The sequence below is a fragment of the Methyloversatilis discipulorum genome (assembly GCF_000385375.1).
Taxonomy (GTDB): domain Bacteria; phylum Pseudomonadota; class Gammaproteobacteria; order Burkholderiales; family Rhodocyclaceae; genus Methyloversatilis; species Methyloversatilis discipulorum_A.
In genome coordinates this window covers 3,695,610-3,715,693 of the sequence record NZ_ARVV01000001.1, presented here as the reverse complement: position 1 = coordinate 3,715,693, position 20,084 = coordinate 3,695,610, and the positions used below count along the sequence as shown (strand labels likewise).

The window sequence follows — 20,084 nt, the reverse complement described above, 5'->3', positions numbered from 1 at the left end:
ACCGCAGTGCCGGGGCGTGCGCCCCGGCTTCACAGGAGACGCACGCAATGAACAAACTGATCGCCGCCGGCCTGCTCGCAGCCGGACTGTGCACCCAGGCCTTCGCCGCCAGCGAAGCCGATGTCGAAACCGCCTTCGAGCCTTACAAGAAGGGCTTCCCGACCTTCCCCGGTCTCAGTGCCGGCATGACCATCAACAAGGACAACGTCGACCAGTTCAAGGACGCGCTGGACGCCGGCATGTACATGGTGGTGAAGAACGGCTGGTACCAGATCAAGGTTGGTGAAACGCTGAGCTTCCCCAACCCCAAGGGCTACGTCGAGGCGACCCGGAAGAACCTGAACAAGACAAAGCTTGGGGCCAAGACCGGCGAGATCGAAGGCTTTGCCGGTGGCCGGCCTTTCCCGGAAGAGCCCAGCACCTCCGACCCGCGCGCCGGCGAAAAGGTGGCGTGGAACTTCAAGTACGGCGCGAACTGGGGCGACAACGCCGCCATCCACCCGTTCTACTGGAAGTACCGCAACATGACGACCGGCCAGCTCGAACGGACGCTGAAGTTCAATTTCTTCTTCCTGAACTTCAAGCACCGCACCGACCACGCGCCGACGCCCGAGGTATCGCCTAACGCGGCCAATCTCTACCGCGCCATCTACGCCCAGGTGCTGGAACCGCAGGATCTGAAGAACACCCAGCTGCTGATACAGAAGTACGAAGACGACACCAAGTTCGACGACGCCTACCTCTACCTCGGCTTCCAGCGTCGCGTGCGCCGCCTGGCGGCAGGCCAGGTGACCGACTCCTTCCTCGGCTCCGACCTGATGATCGAGGACTTCGAGGGGTATGAGAGCCGGGTGTCCGACATGCAGTGGAAGTTCGTCGGCACGAAGAACCTGCTGATGCCCTACTACAAGCACAATGACATGAAGCTGTCGGACGAATTCAAGGAAGAGGACGGCTACAAGTACGTGAGCTTCACCGGTCAGGGCGAATGCTTCCCCGACATCACCTGGCAGTTGCGCAAGGTGCACGTCGTCGAGGCGGTGCCGGTCAACAGCAACCACCCGGTCGGCAAGCGCATCATGCATTTCGACGCGCAGGTCTATGGCGCGTCGCGCACGCTGGTGTACGACCGCAAGGGCGAGCTGTGGAAGAGCTGGACCATCGGCAAGGCGCACCCGGACTTCCACCTGCCGATCAACAAGGGCACCGGTGTTGCGCTCGACGACTCCTTCTCGATGGTGGACGTGCAGGCCAAGCACTGCACGACCGGCCAGTTCAAGGGCAAGGTCGATCCCAAGCTGAGCCCGGCCAACCTGTTCCAGGTGCAGAACATGCGCGGCGGCAACTGAAGCCCGCCCCCGTCACGCCTGTCCGCGTGACGCCAACGATGATGTGAGCAGTACTCCTCGTTCCCGCTCGTCGGGAAGCACCCCGCCCCGGTACCCCCCGCGGCGGGGCTTTTTTTCGCCGCTGTCGCGTGCGTCTGTCGTGGTGCCGCGGCACTTCTCCATATGCGGAAATGCGGATTTCACAAATCCGGAAGTGCCGTCCGGAGTGCGCGGTGAATGCCGCGCTGATATTTGTAATCGACATCGAATCAATGGCTTGCGCTGCAGGATGAGCTTGGCACGCTCGTTGCAAAACCGGAGTCGGCGTGGCCTGACGGCCGCGCACGACAAGAACATCCGGAGGAAGAATGCAGCACAGTCCCCGCGCCGCGCTTTGGTCGCGCGCCCATGCCGAAGGTGCCCGCACATGAGCGCGCCGAACATCCCGGTCGTCGTCACCCGCCACGCGCGGGTCGCCGACGACATCGTCCACATCGTGCTCGAATCGCCGGCCGGTACGCCGCTGCCGGCCTTCGCGGCCGGTGCCCACATCGACGTCGAACTGCCGAATGGCCTGGTGCGCCAGTACTCGCTGCTCGGCGACCCGGCGCAGGCGCGGCAGTACGAACTGGGCGTGCTGCGCGAAGCGACCGGCCGCGGCGGCTCGCGCAGCGCGCACGACGACCTGCACGCCGGCATGCACATCCGCATCGGTGTACCGCGCAACCTGTTCGCGCTGCTGCCGGCGCGCCGTTCGCTGCTGTTCGCCGGTGGCATCGGCATCACGCCGATGCTGGCGATGGCGCAGCAGCTGGCGCACGGCCGCTCCGACTTTACCTTGCACTACTGCGCCCGCTCGCCGGCGCGCGCCGCCTTCCTCGACCGGCTGCGCGATGCACCCTGGGCCGACCGCGTGCGCCTGCATTTCGACGACGGCGATGCGCGGCAGAAGCTTGATGCCGCGGCCGTGCTGGCCGCGTCCTCGGCCGACACGCACCTGTACGTATGCGGGCCGACGGGTTTCATGGACCACGTGATCGACAGCGCCCGCGCGGCCGGCTGGGCCGACGCGAACATCCACGCCGAATCTTTCGCCGCGACCGACGGCGCGCGCAGCGGCGACCAGGCCTTCGCCGTGCAGCTCGCGCGCAGCGGCCGCGTCGTGCCGGTGGCCGCCGGGCAGACCGTGGCGGCGGCACTGGCCGCTCACGACGTCGAAGTGCCGCTGTCCTGCGAACAGGGCATCTGCGGCACCTGCGTGACGCGCGTGCTGGCTGGCGAACCGGATCACCGCGACATGTACTTCAGCGACGCGGAGAGAGCGGCAAACGACTGCTTCACGCCGTGCTGCTCGCGCTCGAAATCAGCTGTGCTGGTGCTCGATCTGTGACCGGAGCCAGCCGGCCTGCAGGACCGCCCGGTGTCCGCCGGGCGCATCACGACAAGACGGAGGAGACAACAGAATGGAAACGAAAGCACTGGAAAAGAAGGTCGAATTCCTGACGGACTGCTGGTACGTCGCCGCGCTGTCGAGCGAGGTGCCGGCGGAGGGCATGTTCCACCGCCGGATACTCGACACCTCGGTGCTCATCTACCGCAAGGCGGATGGCGTGCCGGTCGCGCTGCACGACCGCTGCCCGCATCGCTTCGCGCCGCTGCACCTGGGCAAGCGCATCGGCGACGAGGTCGTGTGTGCCTATCACGCGCTGCGTTTCGACTGCAGCGGCGCCTGCACGCACAACCCGCACGGCAACGGTCTGATCCCGAAGGCGGCGAAGGTGCGCAGCTTTCCGCTGCTGGAGAGGTACGGCTTCGTGTGGATCTGGATGGGCGAGGCCGCACTGGCCGACCCGGCGAAGCTGCCGGACTTCGGCCCGCTCGACGACGGGCCCTCGACCGCGCTGGCGCACACCTATATGCGCATGGACGTGAACTACGAACTCATCATCGACAACGTGATGGACCTGAGCCACATCGACCACGTGCACAGCGAAATCATCAGCACCCGCGGACAGCTGTCGCCGCTGGTGCCGGCGGTGAAGGAGGGCGCGGGCAGCGTGAACGCCCGCTGGGAGTGGAGCCAGCAGCCGGCCATGCTCATCTTCGCGAACTTCCTGCCGGATCCTGCCGCGCCCGCCCGCCACTTCTTCGACATCACCTGGACCCCGCCGGCCAACATCCAGCTGTCGGTCGGCGCCATTCAGGGCGAGGGGCCGCTGGATCTCGATCACTGCACCGGTCAGTACGACCTGCACACCTGCACACCGGAATCGGCCACCCGCACGCATTACTACTTTGCGACCCGGCGCAACCACGACGTCGACAACGCCGAATACAACGCGATGAAGATCCGGGCCATGCACGCCGCCTTCGAGAACGAGGACGGCCCGGTCATCCAGGCGACGCAGGACGAGATGGGCACCACCGATTTCTTCTCGCTGAACCCGGTGTTGATGAGCAACGACATCGCCGCGGTGCGCGTGCGCAAGCTGCTGAAGAAGCTGATCGAGGCCGAACGCAAGGGCACGCTGCGCGCGGTGGGCTGACGCGGGCGCCCCGTGACGACGTGCTGGAAATCACCGGCGATCGTCCTCATCTGTCTGGAACGACTTTTCGGCCGTCACGAATCCGTGTCATCGTGACGGCCGAAATTCATTCCGGAGAAGAGCGTGACCGAATTGCTGGCCCAGTACGGGCTGTGGCTGATTTTCCTGGTGGTGCTGGCGGAACAGCTGGGCCTGCCGATACCGGCGATGCCGCTGGTGATGCTGGCCGGTGCGCGGGTGGTCGACGAGCCGATGTACGGCGTGTTCGCATTGCTGGTGGCGGTGGCCGCGTCCTCGCTCGGCGACCTTGCGTGGTACGTCGCCGGCAGACTGCAGGGCCACCGCGTGCTGCGTCTGCTGTGCCGCATTTCGCTGTCGCCCGATACCTGCGTGCGGCAGAGCGAATCCACCTTCACCCGCTACGGCATCGCGACGCTGGTGATCGCCAAGTTCGTGCCGGGGCTGTCGACGATTGCGCCGCCGCTGGCTGGCGCGCTGGGCATGCGGCCGTCGGCCTTCATGCTGTTCAACACTGCTGGCGCCGTGCTGTGGGCGGGCGCCGCGCTGGTGATCGGCCTGCTGTTCGCGACGCAGATCGAGGCGGTGCTCGATGCTTTGGCCGAACTGGGTGCCTACGCAGCGGCCCTTGTCGGCGTGCTGTTGGCGCTCTACATCGGCTGGCGCTGGATCGAGCGTCGTCGGGCGCTGCGTCAGCTGCAGTCGGAGCGACTGGCGCCGGAAGAACTGCTGGCCATGCTCGACCGCGGCGACGCGGTCACGGTGGTCGATGTGCGCTCTGGCCTCATCGTCGATGCCGAGCCGGTGCGCATTCCCGGCGCGCTGAGCATCACGCTGGAACAGATCGACGCACACGCGCACCGGCTGCCGAAGGACGGCGTGCTGGTGACCTACTGCGCCTGCCCGAACGACGTGTCGGCGGTGCGCGCGGCACTGAAGCTGCACGCGGCCGGCCTGCGCCATGCCCGACCGCTGCGCGGCGGGATAGAAGGATGGCAGGCGGCGGGGTATCGGGTGGAAGTGATGGGGGCATCATCAGCGCTGTCTGACGGCCGCGCGCTTGCTGGCGACAGCAGCCTTTGAAACGAAGCCACGGTTCGCGACAGCCCTGTCGCGGCCAAGGGCGCTCCCACAGAAATGTGCAGGATCAGCCGCCGCGGCCAGGCTTTTGTTGGAGCGAGCTTGCTCGCAATGGCGGCCTGAAGCGAAGCCGGCGGCCCGTTGATGCTGCATCACGACCAGAGGTCGCTCCCGCAAGAGCCGAGCCTGCTCGACCATCGGCGCGGCATCAGCCAGCCCCTGCTTCCCGCTTCTTCGCGCGGTATTCGAACTGCCCCCGCCTCAACCCGAGCAGGCGGGCGGCTGCCGACAGATTGCCGCCGGTGCGCGTCATCGCGTGGTCGAGCAGGCGCTGTTCGAGTTCGTCGAAGCGAAGACCAGCGTCGACCAGCGAGGCGATGTGCGCATCAATGCCGTCCGGCGGCGCGCCGGTCGATGGCGCCGACGCATCGGCGGCGCGCGTGAGGCGGCCGCCGGCCGACAGGTTGAACATCGGTTGGGTCAGCCGCTCGCCGCCGGAAAAGAGATGCTGCACGTCGAGGTTGCCGCCGTCGTCGGCGAGGATGACCGCACGCTCGACGATGTTCTCCAGTTCGCGCACATTGCCCGGCCAGTCGTAGGCCCACAGTGCTTCGGCCGCGCGCTGGGTGAGGCCGGCGATGTGCTTGCGGAAGCGCTTTGCATAGCGTTCGACGAACACGTTGAGCATCAGCGCGATGTCCTCGCGCCGTTCGCGCAGCGGCGGTATCTCGATCGGGAACACGTTGAGCCGGAAGAACAGGTCTTCGCGGAAGCGCCCGGCCGCCACTTCGGCCCGCAGATCGCGGTTGGCGGCGGCGACGATGCGCACGTCCACCGGCCGCACGCGGGTGTCGCCGACGCGCTCGACCTCGCCTTCCTGCAGGGCACGCAGCAGCTTGCCCTGGGCAGGCATCGGCAGGCTGCTGATTTCGTCGAGGAAGAGGGTGCCGCCGTGCGCACGCTCGAACTTGCCCGGTCGCGAGGCGTGCGCGCCGGTGAAGGCGCCGCGCTCGACGCCGAACAGTTCGGCCTCCACCAGTTCGGCCGGGATGGCGGCGCAGTTCACGCCGATGAAGGGGCCGTTCGCGCGCGGGCCGATGGCGTGCAGGGTTTTCGAGAAGCGTTCCTTGCCGACGCCGCTCTCGCCGAGGAACAGCACGGTGGCGTCGGTCGGCGCGACGCGGCGTATCAGATGAGCGACCGCGTTGAAGCCGGCCGAGGCACCGACCAGATCGGGCAGGCTCGCCGTCGCAGGGGTATCGGCCGGTGACTGGCGTCCGCGCGGCGCCGACACGAAGTCCTCGATGCGCAGGAAGCTCAGGTCGTCGGCGCTGTCCTCGCACTCCTCCAGCGGCCGGCCGATCACGCGGCAGCGCGCGTGGCCCATGGCCACGCATTCCAGTTCGCGCCACAGGATGGGACGACCCATCATCGTCGTCGTGAAGCCGCTGGCATAGCCGGTCATCATCCAGCAGGCGGGCGAACCACTGATGCCGAAGTGCTGCAGATGCGCCTCCGCCTCCCACGATGACTGCCAGTAGTAATCGCCCCAGAACTCGCCGCTGTCGGTATTGAACTGCATGCGATCCACAGCCTGGTTGCGCACGAAGCCTTCGATCTCGCGCAGCCGCGGGCCGAGCGCCAGCGTGCGTGTCAGGTCGCCGCCCTCGGCTTCGCGCAGGCAGCGCGCGTCGTCCACGCCCTGCTGGTAACCGATGCGGGTGAACAGTTCACGGGTGCGATCCAGTCCCAGCCGCTCGACCAGTTCGTGGCGCAGCGTGGCCACCGAAGCGCCATGCATCAGCAGCATGCGCTGTCCGAACAGCAGGATGTGGCCACTGTCAGGCGCGAAGTGGACGTTCTTTGCCAGCGTGCGGTCGTCGATGGCGTCGGTGATGGCGGTCAGCGGGCCGTGCGGTGTGCGGGGCATGACGGAATCCGTTCGTGAGGGAAGCTGCCGGAAATGCGGCATCGGCCGACAGCCCGGTTTCGCCAAATCATGAAAGCACGGCTGAAAAATGTCGAGATTTTTTATGAATCTTCGAAGGAACAGTGGCTTGCGTTTGACCGCCCGACTGGTACGGCGATTGCACTGGCTGGGTGCCCGGTCACGAGCCGGGCCACGATAAACGGATGGAGGATGGAGATATGCCGATGACCGGCGTGCTGCGTCCGGGTCATGTCGCCCTGAGGGTGACGGATCTGGAAGCGGCGGTGAAACACTACGGACAGGTACTGGGCCTGATCGAGACCGGGCGCGATGCGCAAGGTCGCGTGTACTTCAAGGCCTGGGATGAACACGACCACCACAGCGTGGTGCTGCGCAAGGCGGATGCGCCGGGCATGGACTACATGGGCTTCCGTGTGGACAGCGAGGCGACGCTGGACAGTCTGGCGGCGGCGGTCGAAGGCAGCCGTCTGGCGACCGACCTGCAATGGATACCGGCCGGCGAACATCTGCATACCGGCCGGCGCTTCCGCTTCACGGTGCCGACCGGGCACGCGATCGAACTGTTCGCGAGCAAGGACAAGGTGGGCAACGGCCTGCCGGACGTGAATCCGGACCCCTGGCCCGATGGCCTGATCGGCATGCAGCCGACCCGCTTCGACCACTGCCTGCTGTACGGCGACGACGTCGATGGCGTGGTGAAGCTGTTCACCGAGGTGCTGGGCTTCAGGATCGCCGAGCAGGTGATGGCCGGCGATCTGATGGTGGGCGTGTTCCTGACCTGCTCGACCAAGCCGCACGACATCGCCTTCATCCGCAATCCGGAGAAGGGCAAGTTCCACCACTGCTCCTTCATCCTCGACACTTGGAACGACGTGCTCAGGGCGGCCGACCTGATCTCGAAGAACGACGTGTCGCTGGACATCGGGCCGACGCGGCACGGCATCACGCGCGGCGCGACGATCTACTTCTTCGACCCGTCGGGCAACCGCAACGAGGTGTTCGCCGGTGGCTACATCCATTATCCGGACAAGCCGGTCATTACCTGGATGGTGGAAGACCTCGGGCGCGCGATCTTCTATCACGACCGCAAGCTGAACGAGGCCTTCCTGAACGTGCACACCTGAGCGGTCGCTATCGCCGCTCAGGCCGGTCGGTCAGGCCTTGGATGTCGCGCCGGGGATAGCCCTCGGCGCGTATCCGCGTCCATACCGCACGCTTCTCTTCCGCCGTCATGAATACCCAGTTCGCCACTTCCATGACGGTGCGGCCGCAGCCGCGGCACACCTCGTCGAACAATGTGCTGCAGATGGCGACGCAGGGCGTGTCCGGCTCGTCGGCCGGCGGCTGTTCGCTCATTGCATCAGGCCGGCAACAAAGGCGTCGAGCTTGCGCGCGTCCACGTCGAAGCGGCGGATGCCGTCCGACAGCTTCTCCACCGCCATCGCGTCCTCGTTGTGCAGCCAGCGGTAGGCACGTTCGTCGAGCGTGACGCGCTCTGCCGGCGTGGTGCGGGTCGGGTCGAGCCGGCGCTCCAGTTCGCCCGGCAGGGCGGCCATCTGGTCCAGCAGGTCGGGGGCGATGGTGAGCAGGTCGCAGCCGGCCAGCGCCTCGACCTGACCCACCTTGCGGAAGCTCGCGCCCATCACTTCGGTGTGGTAGCCGTGCTGCTTGTAGTAGTTATATATGCGGGTGACCGAAGCGACGCCCGGATCCTGCTCCAGCGGAATGTCCGTCACCTTCTGCTGCGCGCAGTACCAGTCGTAGATGCGGCCGACGAAAGGCGAGATCAGCGTGACGCCGGCGTCGGCGCAGGCAATGGCCTGGGCCATGCCGAACAGCAGCGTCAGGTTGCAGTGGATGCCGTCGCGTTCGAGCTTTTCCGCCGCGCGTATGCCTTCCCAGGTGCTGGCGACCTTGATCAGCACACGGCTGCGCGAGATGCCGGCCGCCTCGTACAGTGCGATCAGGTGGCGCGCCTTGGCGATGCTGGCTTCGCTGTCGAAGCTGAGACGCGGATCGACTTCGGTCGATACCCGCCCGGGCACGTGCTTCAGGATTTCGCAGCCGAAGGCGACGAACAGCCGGTCGATCGCGCCCGACAGGTCTTCACCGGCGGCCTTCGCCTGCGCCAGCGCCGTATCGAGCAGCGGCCGGTAGCGGGTGTCCTGCGCCGACTTCAGCAGCAGGGACGGGTTGGTGGTCGCATCCTGCGGCTTGAGGCGGGCGATGGATTCGATGTCGCCGGTGTCGGCGACGACGATGGAATGCCGCTTCAGCGATTCGAGATGGGAGGTCATGCGGATGCTCCGTCAGGTTCGTAGTCCAAGTGTGTCGGGAGTGTATTGCGAGTCGGCTGCCGCCGGTGTCCGCCATCGTGCATTTGGGTGCGCGTAGCGGTTCGCGTATCGTTTCGGTTCCCGCACGTACAAGACAGCGAGTCCGATGACGTTGATGCCCGGCAGTTTCCGTAACCGCCTTGCGCTGCTGTGCGGCGGCCTGGCGCTGATCGTGGGTCTTCCGGCCTATCTGTACATCAACCACGTCTATGCGGAGCAGTTGCTGAACGAGCGTGGCCACGCGATACACGAACTGGCGACGGCAATGTCCGCGGTCCTGGCCGAAAGCCTGAACGAGCGCCGCCGCGAGATCGAACTGCTGTCCGACACCCGACTGTTCCGTCGCGAGCCGCTGGATGACAGCGCCTTCCGCGGCAGCCTGGAGCGGCTGCAGAAATCCTACCCGCAGTATTCGTGGATCGGCGTTGCCGACCTCGACGGCGTGGTGCAGGCGGCCACACACGATCTGCTGCTCGGGCAGAACGTGTCGCAGAGGCCGTGGTTTGCGGGCGGGCTCGACGGGGTGTTCATCGGCGACCTGCATGAAGCCTTGCTGCTGGCCAAGCTGCTGCCGAAGAAAGGCGCGGGCCCGATGCGATTCATCGACATCGCGGTGCCGGTGTCCGGGGAGGACGGGCAGTTGCGCGGTGTGCTGGCCGCTCATGTGCATTGGGACTGGGCAGGCTCCGTACTGCAGGTCCTGCGGCCGAGCAACGCCGAGCGCGTGGGCATGGACATCCTCATCGTCAACGGGCAGGGCGACGTGATCTATCCGGAGGACAGTCGACTCGCCGTGCCGCAACCGAGCGGTCGCCCGACGCGTCCGGGTTTCTTCATCGACAACTGGTCGAGCACCACCGCCTACGTAACCTCGATGGCACCGGTGCGCGAGATCATCCAGACCAGTCCGCTGGGCTGGCAGGTCGTCATCCGCCAGCCGCTCGACCGCGTGATGGAAGACGTGGTGGCGCTGCGCAAGGTGGTGCTGGGGTTTGCGCTGCTCGCGGTGGCCATCCTGCTGCTGCTGTCGTGGGTGGTGGCGTCGCGACTGAGCCAGCCGCTGGAGCGGCTGGCGACGCTGGCGCGCCGGATCGAGAAGGGCGACGAGGGTGTCACGCTCGAAGTGGGGGCCGGATCGGTCGAACTGCGCCATCTCGTCGACGCGCTGCGCGGCATGGCGGCAACCCTGATACATCGTCGCGAGGCGCTGGAGGCGAGCAACCGCGACCTCGAACACAAGGTGGCCGAGCGCACCGCCGAACTGGCGCGGCTGAACGACGAACTGCGCGATCAGGCGCGGCGCGACGCGCTGACCGGTCTGCCCAACCGGCTGGCGGCGAACGAACGCCTGCGCGACGAATTCGTCCGCATGCGGCGGTCGCGCAAGGGCTACGCGGTGCTGGTGGCCGACATCGATCACTTCAAGCGTATCAACGACAGTCATGGCCATCCGGCCGGCGACGCGGTGTTGCGCCACGTCGCGGCGGTGCTCAAGGCGGCGCTGCGGGAGAGCGATTTCGTCGCCCGCTTCGGCGGCGAGGAGTTTCTGCTGCTGCTGCCCGCCACCTCTGTGGACGACGCCTGTCGCGTCGGCGAGAAGATCCGGCGAGCAGTTGAAGCGTCCCCCACTGCTGCGGTCGGCGTCGTCACGATGAGCATAGGCCTTGCCATGGCTCAGCCCGATCACGAGGACGAGGACGCAGCCGTCCGCCTCGCCGACGCCATGCTCTACGAGGCCAAACGCGCCGGCCGCAACCGCCTGGTCAGCGAACAGATACAGACGGCCGACGGCTGATCCGGCCGGTCATTGTCCGCGCGCTCTTGAAATCGAAACATCCCGCCACTACTATTAGCACTCGTTGGCAGTGAGTGCTAACACGGCGGTGCGCTGTGTCGCTTCGCCCCGAATATCGTCAAACGTCGCGACTGGTTCGCGCCTTCAATCTCAAGGAGTCATTGCATGAAAATCCGTCCGTTGCACGACCGCGTGCTGGTCAAGCGTCTGGAAGAAGAGCGCAAGACCGCTTCGGGCATCGTGATTCCCGATGCAGCCGCAGAAAAGCCGGATCAAGGTGAGGTCATCGCCGTCGGCGCCGGCAAGATCCTGGACGACGGCAAGGTTCGCCCGATGGCCGTCAAGGCTGGCGACCGCGTGCTGTTCGGCAAGTATTCCGGTCAGTCGGTCAAGGTCGAAGGCGAGGAATTCCTCGTCATGCGTGAAGAAGACATCATGGGCGTGGTCGAGGCCTGATCGCCTCCTTTGCTCTGAATTTCTGAATACTCAAGGAGTTAGATATGCCCGCAAAAGAGGTACGTTTTGGTGATTCCGCCCGCGAACGCATGGTCGCCGGCGTCAATGTGCTGGCCAATGCAGTCAAGGTGACCCTGGGCCCGAAGGGCCGTAACGTGGTGCTGGAGCGCTCGTTCGGCGCCCCGACCGTGACCAAGGACGGCGTGTCGGTCGCCAAGGAAATCGAGCTGAAGGACAAGTTCGAGAACATGGGCGCCCAGATGGTCAAGGAAGTCGCTTCCAAGACCTCGGACGTCGCCGGTGACGGCACCACCACCGCCACCGTGCTGGCCCAGGCCATCGTGCGCGAAGGCATGAAGTACGTGGCCGCCGGCATGAACCCGATGGATCTGAAGCGCGGCATCGACAAGGCCGTGACCGGCATCATCGGCGAGCTGAAGAAGATTTCGAAGCCCTGCTCGACCAGCAAGGAAATCGCCCAGGTCGGCTCGATCTCGGCCAACTCGGACACCTCGGTCGGTGCCCGCATCGCCGAAGCGATGGACAAGGTCGGCAAGGAAGGCGTCATCACCGTCGAAGACGGCAAGTCGCTGAACGACGAACTGGAAGTGGTCGAGGGCATGCAGTTCGACCGCGGCTACCTGTCGCCGTACTTCATCAACAACCCGGACCGCCAGATCGCCGTTCTGGACAGCCCCTTCGTGCTGCTGCACGACAAGAAGATCAGCAACATCCGTGATCTGCTGCCGGTGCTGGAACAGGTCGCCAAGGCCGGTCGTCCGCTGCTGATCATCGCCGAAGACATCGAAGGCGAAGCGCTGGCCACCCTGGTGGTGAACAACATCCGCGGCATCCTGAAGACCGTCGCCGTCAAGGCCCCGGGCTTCGGCGACCGTCGCAAGGCCATGCTGGAAGACATCGCCATCCTGACCGGCGGCACCGTGATCGCCGAAGAAGTCGGCCTGTCGCTGGAAAAGGCCACGCTGCAGGACCTCGGTCAGGCCAAGCGCATCGAAGTGGGCAAGGAAGAAACGACCATCATCGACGGCGCCGGTACCGAAGACGCGATCACCGCACGTGTCGCCAATATCAACACCCAGATCGACGCCGCCACGTCGGACTACGACCGTGAAAAGCTGCAGGAACGCAAGGCCAAGCTGGCCGGCGGTGTTGCGCTGATCAAGGTTGGTGCCGCGACCGAAGTCGAAATGAAGGAAAAGAAGGCACGCGTCGAAGACGCGCTGCACGCCACCCGCGCTGCCGTTGAAGAAGGCATCGTGGCCGGCGGCGGCGTCGCCCTGGTGCGCGCGCTGCAGAACCTCGGTGACCTGCACGGCGACAACGCCGACCAGGACGCTGGCATCAAGCTGATCATGCGCGCTGCCGAAGAGCCGCTGCGCCAGATCGTGGCCAACGCCGGCGACGAGCCGAGCGTGGTCGTGGCCAAGGTGAAGGAAGGCAAGGGCAATTTCGGCTACAACGCCGCCTCGGGCGAGTACGGCGACATGGTCGAAATGGGCGTGCTGGATCCGACCAAGGTTACCCGCACCGCACTGCAGAACGCCGCTTCGGTTGCTTCGCTGATGCTCACCACCGACTGCATGGTGGCCGAGCTGGCCGAAGACAAGCCGGCTGCCGGCGGCATGCCGGGCGGCATGGGTGGCATGGGCGGCATGGGCATGGACATGTAATGTCCGCTCCGGTCGCCGAGAGGCGATCGGGCCCGGTCTGCCAGACCACGGAAAGCCCGCACTTCGGTGCGGGCTTTTTTCGTCCACGGGCTGCAGTCGCGACGGATGTGCGACGGCGCAACGAGTACAACTGAGGGAGCGATTCGGACTGACGCCCGAAAAATGGGTGGGGAGCACCCCGTGCAGGGGAAGGGTGCTCCCCGGGGCGCGCCGGACTGACCGGTTTGCCCCCGAGGACCAAAAGAAGAACAGCGCTGCGCAGACTATTCTTGAGCGCTTACATCTCCCTTACACTGGTGTCCGGTGGGGTTATTCAAACCCCGAACCCGAATGCGAACGCAGAAGACGTTCATGGAGGAGGCGGCCGCAAGGCTGATTTGCTATGCATATCCTGCTTGCCGAGGACGATCCGGTCATTTCCGATGCGGTGGTGCGCGCCTTGCGCCGCGCCGGTTACGCGGTGGACAGCGTGGCCACCGGCGGTGAAGCCGATGCGGCGCTGCATGGACAGGGCTTCGATCTGGCCATCATCGACATCGGCCTGCCCAAGCTGTCCGGCATCGAGGTGATCAAGCGCATGCGCGCGCGCAAGTGCACGACGCCGGTACTGATACTGACCGCGCAGGACGGCATCGACGACCGCGTGCGCGGGCTCGATGCCGGCGCCGACGACTACATGTGCAAACCTTTCGCACTGCCCGAGCTCGAGGCGCGCGTGCGCGCGCTGACGCGGCGCGGCACCGGCATGCCCACCCGCATCGAGATCGGCAGCCTCGCCTACGATCAGACGGATCACGTGGCCAGCGTCAATGGCCAGGCGATCGAACTGTCGGCGCGCGAGACCGCGTTGCTGGAGGTGCTGCTGCTGCGCGCCGGCCGGCTGGTCAACAAGGAACAGCTGGTCGACCATCTGTGCGGCTGGGGCGAAGAGGTGAGCAACAACGCCATCGAGGTCTATGTTCACAGGCTGCGCAAGAAGATCGAGCACAGCGGCCTGCGCATCGTGACGCTGCGCGGCCTGGGCTACTGCCTGGAAAGACCGGATGCCGTCGCGTGACAAGCTGAAGAACCGTCGCGGTAAATCCGGCGAAAGGACTGGTGAGTACAACTCGCTGTTCGGCGAAATCCTCGACTGGATGCTCGCGCCGCTGATGTTCGTGTGGCCGATCAGCATCGCCATCATCCACAACGTGGCGGACGACATCGCGCACGCGCCCTATGACAAGGTGCTCGGCGACAGCGTCTACGAACTGAGCCGGCAGGTGCGTTTCACGCCGGTCGGCGCCATCTTCGTCAAGCCGCCGCAGATGCGCGATCTGTTCCATATCGACGGCGAAGACATTATCTACTACCAGGTGCTCGGCGGTGCCGGCGAATTGCTGGCCGGTGACAGCGAAGTGCCGGACGTACCGGACGACAAGCCGTGGAAGCCGGGCGAGCTCTATTTCCGCGGCGGCCGCGTGAATAACGAGGACGTGCGCATCGCCTACATGTTCCAGCCGGTCACCACGATTCCCGGTTCCTACGTGACGGTGCAGGTGGCCGAGACGCTGAACAAGCGCGAAGCACTGACCTCGCGCATCCTGTCCGGTGTGCTGCTGCCGCAGTTCGTCATCATTCCGATCGCCGTCGTGCTGGTCTATTTCGGTCTGGGCCGCGGGCTGTGGCCGTTGAAGCGGCTGCAGGCGGTGATCGAGAAGCGGCGGCCGACCGACCTGTCACCGATCGACGTGCGTCGCGTACCGGAAGAACTGCGTCCGCTGATCAACGCGTTGAACGACATGATGCTGCGGCTGGAGGTGAATCTCGCTGCACAGCAGCGCTTCATCGCCGACGCTGCGCACCAGATGCGCACCCCGCTGACCGGGCTGAAGAGCCAGGCAGAACTGGCGCTGCTCGAAAACGATCCGGCACAGATCCGTGCCTGCATGGAGCAGATACTGGTCAGCGCCACTGGCGCAGGGCACCTGATCAATCAGCTCCTCGCGCTGGCGCGCGCCGAAGCGAGCACGGAGAAAGTGCATGCGATCGAACGGGTGGAACTGAACGCGCTGTTCGAATCGCTGATTGCCGACTGGGTGCCGGCGGCGCGCAGGCGTCATATCGACCTGGGCTTCGAGCGGGCGCACGTCGCGCTGCACGTCGACGCCAATCCGGTCCTGCTCGGCGAAATGTTCAAGAACCTGATCGACAACGCGATCAAGTACACGTCCTACGGCGGGGTTGTCACCGTGCGACTGAAGGCGGATATCCGCGCCATCCTGGAAATCGAGGACACCGGCCCCGGCATTCCGGTCGAGGACAGGCAACGGGTGTTCGAGCGCTTCTATCGCGTGCTCGGCACGCAGGTCGAGGGCTCCGGGCTTGGCCTGCCCATCGTGCGCGAGATCGCGGAACTGCACCGCGCGGAGGTCGAACTGCTCGATGCGCCCGGCAATGGCGGGCTTATCGTGCGCGTGTCCTTTCCGCGCGTGGTGGAACCGGTGCCGAACGACGTCGCGGCGCTGCCGTGGCCGGTCTGAGGGCAGGCATGGACACGCTGGATATCGGACTGCGCGCCGTCGTCGTCCTGAAGGGGCTCAACGAAATCGTGCTGCTGACGCTGATCGGTCAGGCGGCGCTTTACCTGCTCGCAGGCAGCCGTCGTCACGGCAACCTGATCTACGGCGCATTCAATCAGGTCGGCGCACGCGTTTTCCGTCTGTTCCGTTACGTCACGCCGCGCTTCGTGCCTGACCGCCACCTGCCTTTCGTGGCTTTCCTCGGCTTGTTGCTGATTGAACTCGTGCTCATCATCGCCAAGATATCGCTGGTTGCCGAAACGATGCTGCGCGCGCAATGATCGACGCAAAACCTTTGACAGAAACGCGATCAGATACTAATATCGCTGGCTCTTTGGCCAAGTAGCTCAGTTGGTAGAGCAGCGGATTGAAAATCCGCGTGTCGGTGGTTCGATTCCGCCCTTGGCCACCAGAATTCAAGACGCGCTCTCTGCGCGCAAACAAAAAGGGCCTGACGGCCCTTTTTGTTTTTCTCCCTCCGGAAACGTTACGCGCTCATGCGGCGTTCCGCGCCCTGTATTTTCCGCGCATCTCCTCGAGCAACTGGTCGTACAGCGGCTGCATGAACGGCGGCAGATGTGCCATCAGTTCCTTACGGTAGATGACCGACGGCACGCGCTTGCCGCGGTGCTCCACCGCCTGGCCGATCAGGTGGATGCGGAAGCCCAGCGCACTCAGATGCCGGGCGAGGCGCGCCTCGGTCAGCGTGAAAAGATGTTCGATGTCGTGCAACTCCGCGGCGGCAAGCAGGCCGAGGTAGAGGCCGACCGGGATGTAGGGGAAGCGGGGCTGGTCCCGCGTTCCCATGTCCTCTTCCGAAATGGCGATCGGACCGCTGCTGTCGCCCTTACGCTTGCGGTAGTCCGACAGTACAGCGAGGCGGGAGATCTCCACCATGCGCCGGCGGTCGACGCGGGCCGGGTCGATGATGCTCCGGTCGATTGCCGTTTCGCAAAGATGTTCGAACGGGAGTGGTTTCGCGAGGTCGTCCGGGTCTGTCTGCACCAGCCGCACACAGCCGACGATGCGGCCACTTGCCTGGGCGCGCAACGCGATCTGCAGCGCGTGCGCGTCGAAGCTGTCGGTCTCCTCGAGGTCGGGGTTGGTGGCTTCGTAGCCGAGTTCCTGGCAGTACACTGCGTGCCGGACACGATAGACCTCGTGCTTCATCGCCTCATCGACCGCGGCTTCCACCGCGAAGTACTTGGCGAAGTTTTCCTTGAGGTTTCCGACTTCAAGCAGAAACATGATGTTGTCCGACCGTGTATGACGCCGCGGGTGCATCCCGCGTGCGTGGCCTGCTGACCTTTACTGTAGTTTCTTCAGGTATTCCTTGTCGAACACCTTGTCGGGTATGTCGCGCAACTGCATCGACGCGTACTCGAGCGTCGATTGTTCGCCCTGTTTCAGTGCGTCCTGCATGACCAGACGGGTCGGGCGGAGTTTGCCGCCCAGCGTCTTGTATTCATCATAGATGCAGGTCTTCAGCAGCTTGTCCGACAGGGAATAGAACTCGGCCTTGTGAGGTGCGTTGTTCGATGTGCGCACCCAGAGCAGCACGCGCGAGTAGGTGACGCCGCGATCGACCGCCGTCAGTTCGAGCACGTGGTGGTCATGACCATCGAGCTTCTCGGTGCGCAGCAGCTTGGGCGTGTAGTCGCCCGAGAAGTTGGCGCGAGCCAGGTCACCGTTGGCGACCTGGCCGGTCAGACGCTGGGCCAGCGAAAGGCGTACCGGCTGCGACACGGTGGGCAGGAACACCCACAGGTCGCGCGCCTTCATCAACAGTATCTGGCCGCGCTCGGAAGCCGGCTCGACCGTCTGCACGATGGTGTTCTCGTTGCCCTTGGACAGGATGCGGTACTTGCGGAATTCTTCGCCGCTGGACGTGGTCGAGGTGACGCTGACCTCGACCTGGAAGGGCTCCCGCGGGAAGCGGATGGTGTCGGCCTTTTCAAGTATACTCGCGGCATCTTGGGCAAAGGCGGACGGCGCGATGCAGAACGGTGCCGCAAGAGCTGCAACAGTTGCAAGGATCCGCGCGAACGTCTTGCGCCGGTGCGACGATGGGCCGGTGGTGGTGGCTTCGCGCACGCCGAGCGGGGTGTTCGGAACATTCATTTTTTTGTCTCCAGCACCGGGCGCATGACCCGTCTTCTGAACCGGGCTTCCTGATGAACAACGTCGTCCAGATCCGGAATGTGAGCCGCAGCTACATGCTCGGCGGACAGCAGGTCAATGCGTTGAAGAATATCACGCTGGATATCGAGGACGGCGTGTTCATTGCCATTGCCGGCCCCTCCGGCAGTGGCAAGTCGACCCTGCTGAACCTGATCGGTTGCATCGATACACCGACTTCGGGGCAGATCCTGATCAACGGTCAGGACGTGTCGGGGCAGACGCCGGACGAACTGGCCAGTCTGCGCGCGCGCACCATCGGTTTCATCTTCCAGACCTTCAATCTGCTGCCGGTCCTGTCGGCCTACGAGAACGTCGAGTATCCGCTGCTGCAGTTGCCGGAGGTCAGCAGGGACGAGCGCGCGAAGCGGGTGAAGTACTTTCTCGACATCGTCGGCCTGGGCCCGAAGATGCATCATCGACCCAACCAGTTGTCAGGTGGACAGCGCCAGCGTGTGGCGATTGCCCGTGCGCTGGCGGTGCAGCCGGCAATCGTGCTGGCCGACGAGCCGACCGCCAACCTCGACCGAAAGACCGGCGATTCGATACTCGAGCTGATGCGCGAGATCAACCGCACGATGAAGACCACTTTCATCTTCTCCACTCACGACAAGCGCGTGATGTCGATGGCCGACCGTCTGGTACGCATCGAGGACGGCGAACTGACCGCGCTCGGCGTACAGAAATCACCGGGTGAATGGGCCTACGTCAAACCCCCGAAATCCGCCACTCTGCAGGCTGCTTCATGACGCACTTCGATTTACTTTCCGCCTTGCGCCGCCTGCCCCTGGCAGCGCTGACGCTGGCAATCCTGCTCGTTGCCCGGCCCGCGCTGGCGGCCGATCCGCTCGATGACCTGTTCGTCGAACCGGCGCCCGAAGCAGCCAGCGATGCGCAGGGCAAGCCGAAGGCCGATGAGGAGGCCTCGTCGTCGATGTCGGGCTGGCGCGGCTTCAGCCAATTCGAACTGGCGCGTACGGTGGCTGGCGACAGCCACTGGTCGAAGGCGCGCTGGCGCAACGAACTCGGCCGCAGCGGCAGTTTCGGTCAGGGCATCAAGTGGAAGGCCGTGGGCCGCGTCGATTACGACTTTGCCTACGGTTGGGAGAGCGACTTCTACCCGGCCGCGGTACGGGACGACCGGCGCAGCGAATTTGCGTGGCGCGAGGTCTATCTCGACATGCCGGTCGGCGACGTCGAACTGCGCCTTGGTCGCCAGCACATCGTGTGGGGCGAAATGGTCGGCCTGTTCTTCGCCGACGTGGTGTCGGCGCGTGACATGCGCGAATTCTTCACGCAGGAATTCGACCAGCAGCGCATCCCGCAGTGGGCGGCACGCGCCGAGTACTTCAAGAACGACTGGCGCGCCGAGCTGATCTGGGTGCCCTACGTGAGCGTCGACAACATCGGCCGCTTCGGCGGCGATTTCTACCTGACGCAACCCGACCTGCAGGGCATCAGCGCGACCTATGACGCGCAGGTGCGACCGGATCGCAAGCTGAGCAACTCGAACTACGGCCTCCGAGTCGGTACCCTGGTACAGGGCTGGGATCTGGCTGCCTTCTACTACCGTAGCCTGGACGTGAATCCGACCTTCAGTCGTCGATTCGTCGCCCCGACTGCGGTGGTCTACACGCCGCGACACGACTGGATTCATCAGTATGGTGCAACGCTGACCAAGGACTTCGGCAGCTTTCTGCTGAAGGCCGAAGCGGTGCTGACCTACGATCGCTACCTCCCTGTGTCGCCGCTGTCGGCACGGCCCGACGGACTGGTCCGTCAGGACATGGTCGATTACGCGATCGGCATCGATATTCCCTTCATGTCGGAGTCGCGGCTCAATCTCCAGTACTTCGAGCGCGCCCACATGGACAAGGCGCCAGACCTGCTGGCGAGCCGGCGCGAGAACGGCATGGCGGTGCTGTACAACCACAAGTTCGACGAGCGGCTCGAAGGCGAACTGCTGTGGGTGCAGTCGCTGGTACGCAACGACTACATGTTCCGCCCCAAGCTGATCTGGCGCGTGCAGTCCAACTGGCGCGCGCAGTTCGGTGCGGATCTGTTCGGCGGCAATTCCAATGGCTATTTCGGGCGTTTCGGCAACTCGGACCGCTACTACGGCGAGCTGCGCTACTCCTTCTGAT

At 65.0% G+C, this 20,084-nt stretch carries 18 protein-coding genes and 1 tRNA gene; 14 read left to right on the top strand and 5 right to left on the bottom strand.

Annotation, left to right across the window (positions count from 1 at the left end):
- The first annotated feature begins 47 nt into the window (after positions 1-47).
- The 4 genes from METRZ18153_RS0117250 to METRZ18153_RS0117235 all read left to right on the top strand — a co-directional run bounded on the left by METRZ18153_RS0117250 (position 48) and on the right by METRZ18153_RS0117235 (position 4,975).
- Complete coding sequence (locus METRZ18153_RS0117250; protein ID WP_020165923.1) at positions 48-1,349, top strand: DUF1329 domain-containing protein; 1,302 nt, start codon at positions 48-50, stop codon at positions 1,347-1,349.
- A 406-nt stretch (positions 1,350-1,755) separates the two neighbouring features.
- Entirely contained in the window at positions 1,756-2,718 is a 963-nt protein-coding gene (locus tag METRZ18153_RS0117245) for a PDR/VanB family oxidoreductase (protein ID WP_020165922.1), read from the top strand.
- A gap of 73 nt (positions 2,719-2,791) precedes the next feature.
- Entirely contained in the window at positions 2,792-3,874 is a 1,083-nt protein-coding gene (locus METRZ18153_RS0117240) for an aromatic ring-hydroxylating dioxygenase subunit alpha (RefSeq protein ID WP_020165921.1), read from the top strand.
- A 123-nt stretch (positions 3,875-3,997) separates the two neighbouring features.
- Positions 3,998-4,975, top strand: a complete 978-nt coding sequence (locus tag METRZ18153_RS0117235) for a VTT domain-containing protein (protein ID WP_020165920.1) — start codon at positions 3,998-4,000, stop codon at positions 4,973-4,975.
- A 205-nt stretch (positions 4,976-5,180) separates the two neighbouring features.
- On the opposite strand, the gene METRZ18153_RS0117230 is transcribed toward METRZ18153_RS0117235, so the two are convergent.
- Entirely contained in the window at positions 5,181-6,902 is a 1,722-nt protein-coding gene (locus METRZ18153_RS0117230; protein ID WP_020165919.1) for a sigma-54-dependent Fis family transcriptional regulator, read from the bottom strand.
- Positions 6,903-7,120: 218 nt separating this feature from the next.
- Here METRZ18153_RS0117230 and METRZ18153_RS0117225 point away from each other — a divergent pair, with 218 nt between their 5' ends.
- Complete coding sequence (locus METRZ18153_RS0117225) at positions 7,121-8,047, top strand: catechol 2,3-dioxygenase (RefSeq protein ID WP_020165918.1); 927 nt, start codon at positions 7,121-7,123, stop codon at positions 8,045-8,047.
- A 7-nt stretch (positions 8,048-8,054) separates the two neighbouring features.
- Here the strand turns inward: METRZ18153_RS0117225 and METRZ18153_RS0117220 are convergent, their stop codons facing one another.
- Together METRZ18153_RS0117220 and tal are read right to left on the bottom strand one after the other, a co-directional pair.
- Positions 8,055-8,279 (bottom strand): DUF1289 domain-containing protein, encoded by a 225-nt coding sequence (locus tag METRZ18153_RS0117220; protein WP_020165917.1) that lies wholly within the window; start codon positions 8,277-8,279, stop codon positions 8,055-8,057.
- The gene (gene tal, locus METRZ18153_RS0117215) at positions 8,276-9,220 is read right to left on the bottom strand and encodes a transaldolase (RefSeq protein WP_020165916.1); all 945 of its coding nucleotides are present in this window, start codon (positions 9,218-9,220) and stop codon (positions 8,276-8,278) included. The genes METRZ18153_RS0117220 and tal overlap by 4 nt, the downstream gene beginning before the upstream one ends.
- A 145-nt stretch (positions 9,221-9,365) precedes the next feature.
- On the opposite strand from tal, the gene METRZ18153_RS0117210 reads away from it, so the two are divergent.
- From METRZ18153_RS0117210 to METRZ18153_RS0117180, 7 genes are all read left to right on the top strand, one after another.
- Positions 9,366-11,054, top strand: a complete 1,689-nt coding sequence (locus METRZ18153_RS0117210; protein ID WP_029143848.1) for a sensor domain-containing diguanylate cyclase — start codon at positions 9,366-9,368, stop codon at positions 11,052-11,054.
- A 165-nt stretch (positions 11,055-11,219) separates the two neighbouring features.
- A complete protein-coding gene (gene groES, locus METRZ18153_RS0117205; RefSeq protein ID WP_020165914.1) occupies positions 11,220-11,510 on the top strand; it encodes a co-chaperone GroES in 291 nt (96 codons plus the stop codon).
- A gap of 44 nt (positions 11,511-11,554) precedes the next feature.
- A complete protein-coding gene (gene groL, locus METRZ18153_RS0117200) occupies positions 11,555-13,201 on the top strand; it encodes a chaperonin GroEL (RefSeq protein ID WP_020165913.1) in 1,647 nt (548 codons plus the stop codon).
- 382 nt (positions 13,202-13,583) lie between these two features.
- Positions 13,584-14,258, top strand: coding sequence for a response regulator (locus METRZ18153_RS0117195; protein WP_020165912.1), 675 nt, complete (start codon positions 13,584-13,586; stop codon positions 14,256-14,258).
- Entirely contained in the window at positions 14,245-15,723 is a 1,479-nt protein-coding gene (locus METRZ18153_RS0117190; RefSeq protein ID WP_020165911.1) for a sensor histidine kinase, read from the top strand. The genes METRZ18153_RS0117195 and METRZ18153_RS0117190 overlap by 14 nt, the downstream gene beginning before the upstream one ends.
- A gap of 8 nt (positions 15,724-15,731) precedes the next feature.
- Entirely contained in the window at positions 15,732-16,043 is a 312-nt protein-coding gene (locus tag METRZ18153_RS0117185) for a hypothetical protein (protein ID WP_020165910.1), read from the top strand.
- A 55-nt stretch (positions 16,044-16,098) separates the two neighbouring features.
- Positions 16,099-16,174: transfer RNA gene (locus METRZ18153_RS0117180), tRNA-Phe, on the top strand.
- An 83-nt stretch (positions 16,175-16,257) separates the two neighbouring features.
- Here METRZ18153_RS0117180 and METRZ18153_RS0117175 read toward each other — a convergent pair.
- Positions 16,258-17,010, bottom strand: a complete 753-nt coding sequence (locus METRZ18153_RS0117175) for a PEP-CTERM/exosortase system-associated acyltransferase (protein WP_029143847.1) — start codon at positions 17,008-17,010, stop codon at positions 16,258-16,260.
- 60 nt (positions 17,011-17,070) lie between these two features.
- Positions 17,071-17,883 (bottom strand): outer membrane lipoprotein-sorting protein, encoded by an 813-nt coding sequence (locus METRZ18153_RS0117170; RefSeq protein ID WP_020165908.1) that lies wholly within the window; start codon positions 17,881-17,883, stop codon positions 17,071-17,073.
- Between the two features lie 53 nt (positions 17,884-17,936).
- Between METRZ18153_RS0117170 and METRZ18153_RS0117165 the strand changes: the two genes are divergently transcribed.
- On the top strand, positions 17,937-18,689 hold the full coding sequence (locus METRZ18153_RS0117165) for an ABC transporter ATP-binding protein (protein ID WP_020165907.1): 753 nt from the start codon (positions 17,937-17,939) through the stop codon (positions 18,687-18,689).
- On the top strand, positions 18,686-20,083 hold the full coding sequence (locus METRZ18153_RS0117160) for a DUF1302 family protein (protein ID WP_020165906.1): 1,398 nt from the start codon (positions 18,686-18,688) through the stop codon (positions 20,081-20,083). The genes METRZ18153_RS0117165 and METRZ18153_RS0117160 overlap by 4 nt, the downstream gene beginning before the upstream one ends.
- The last annotated feature ends 1 nt before the right edge of the window (position 20,084 follow it).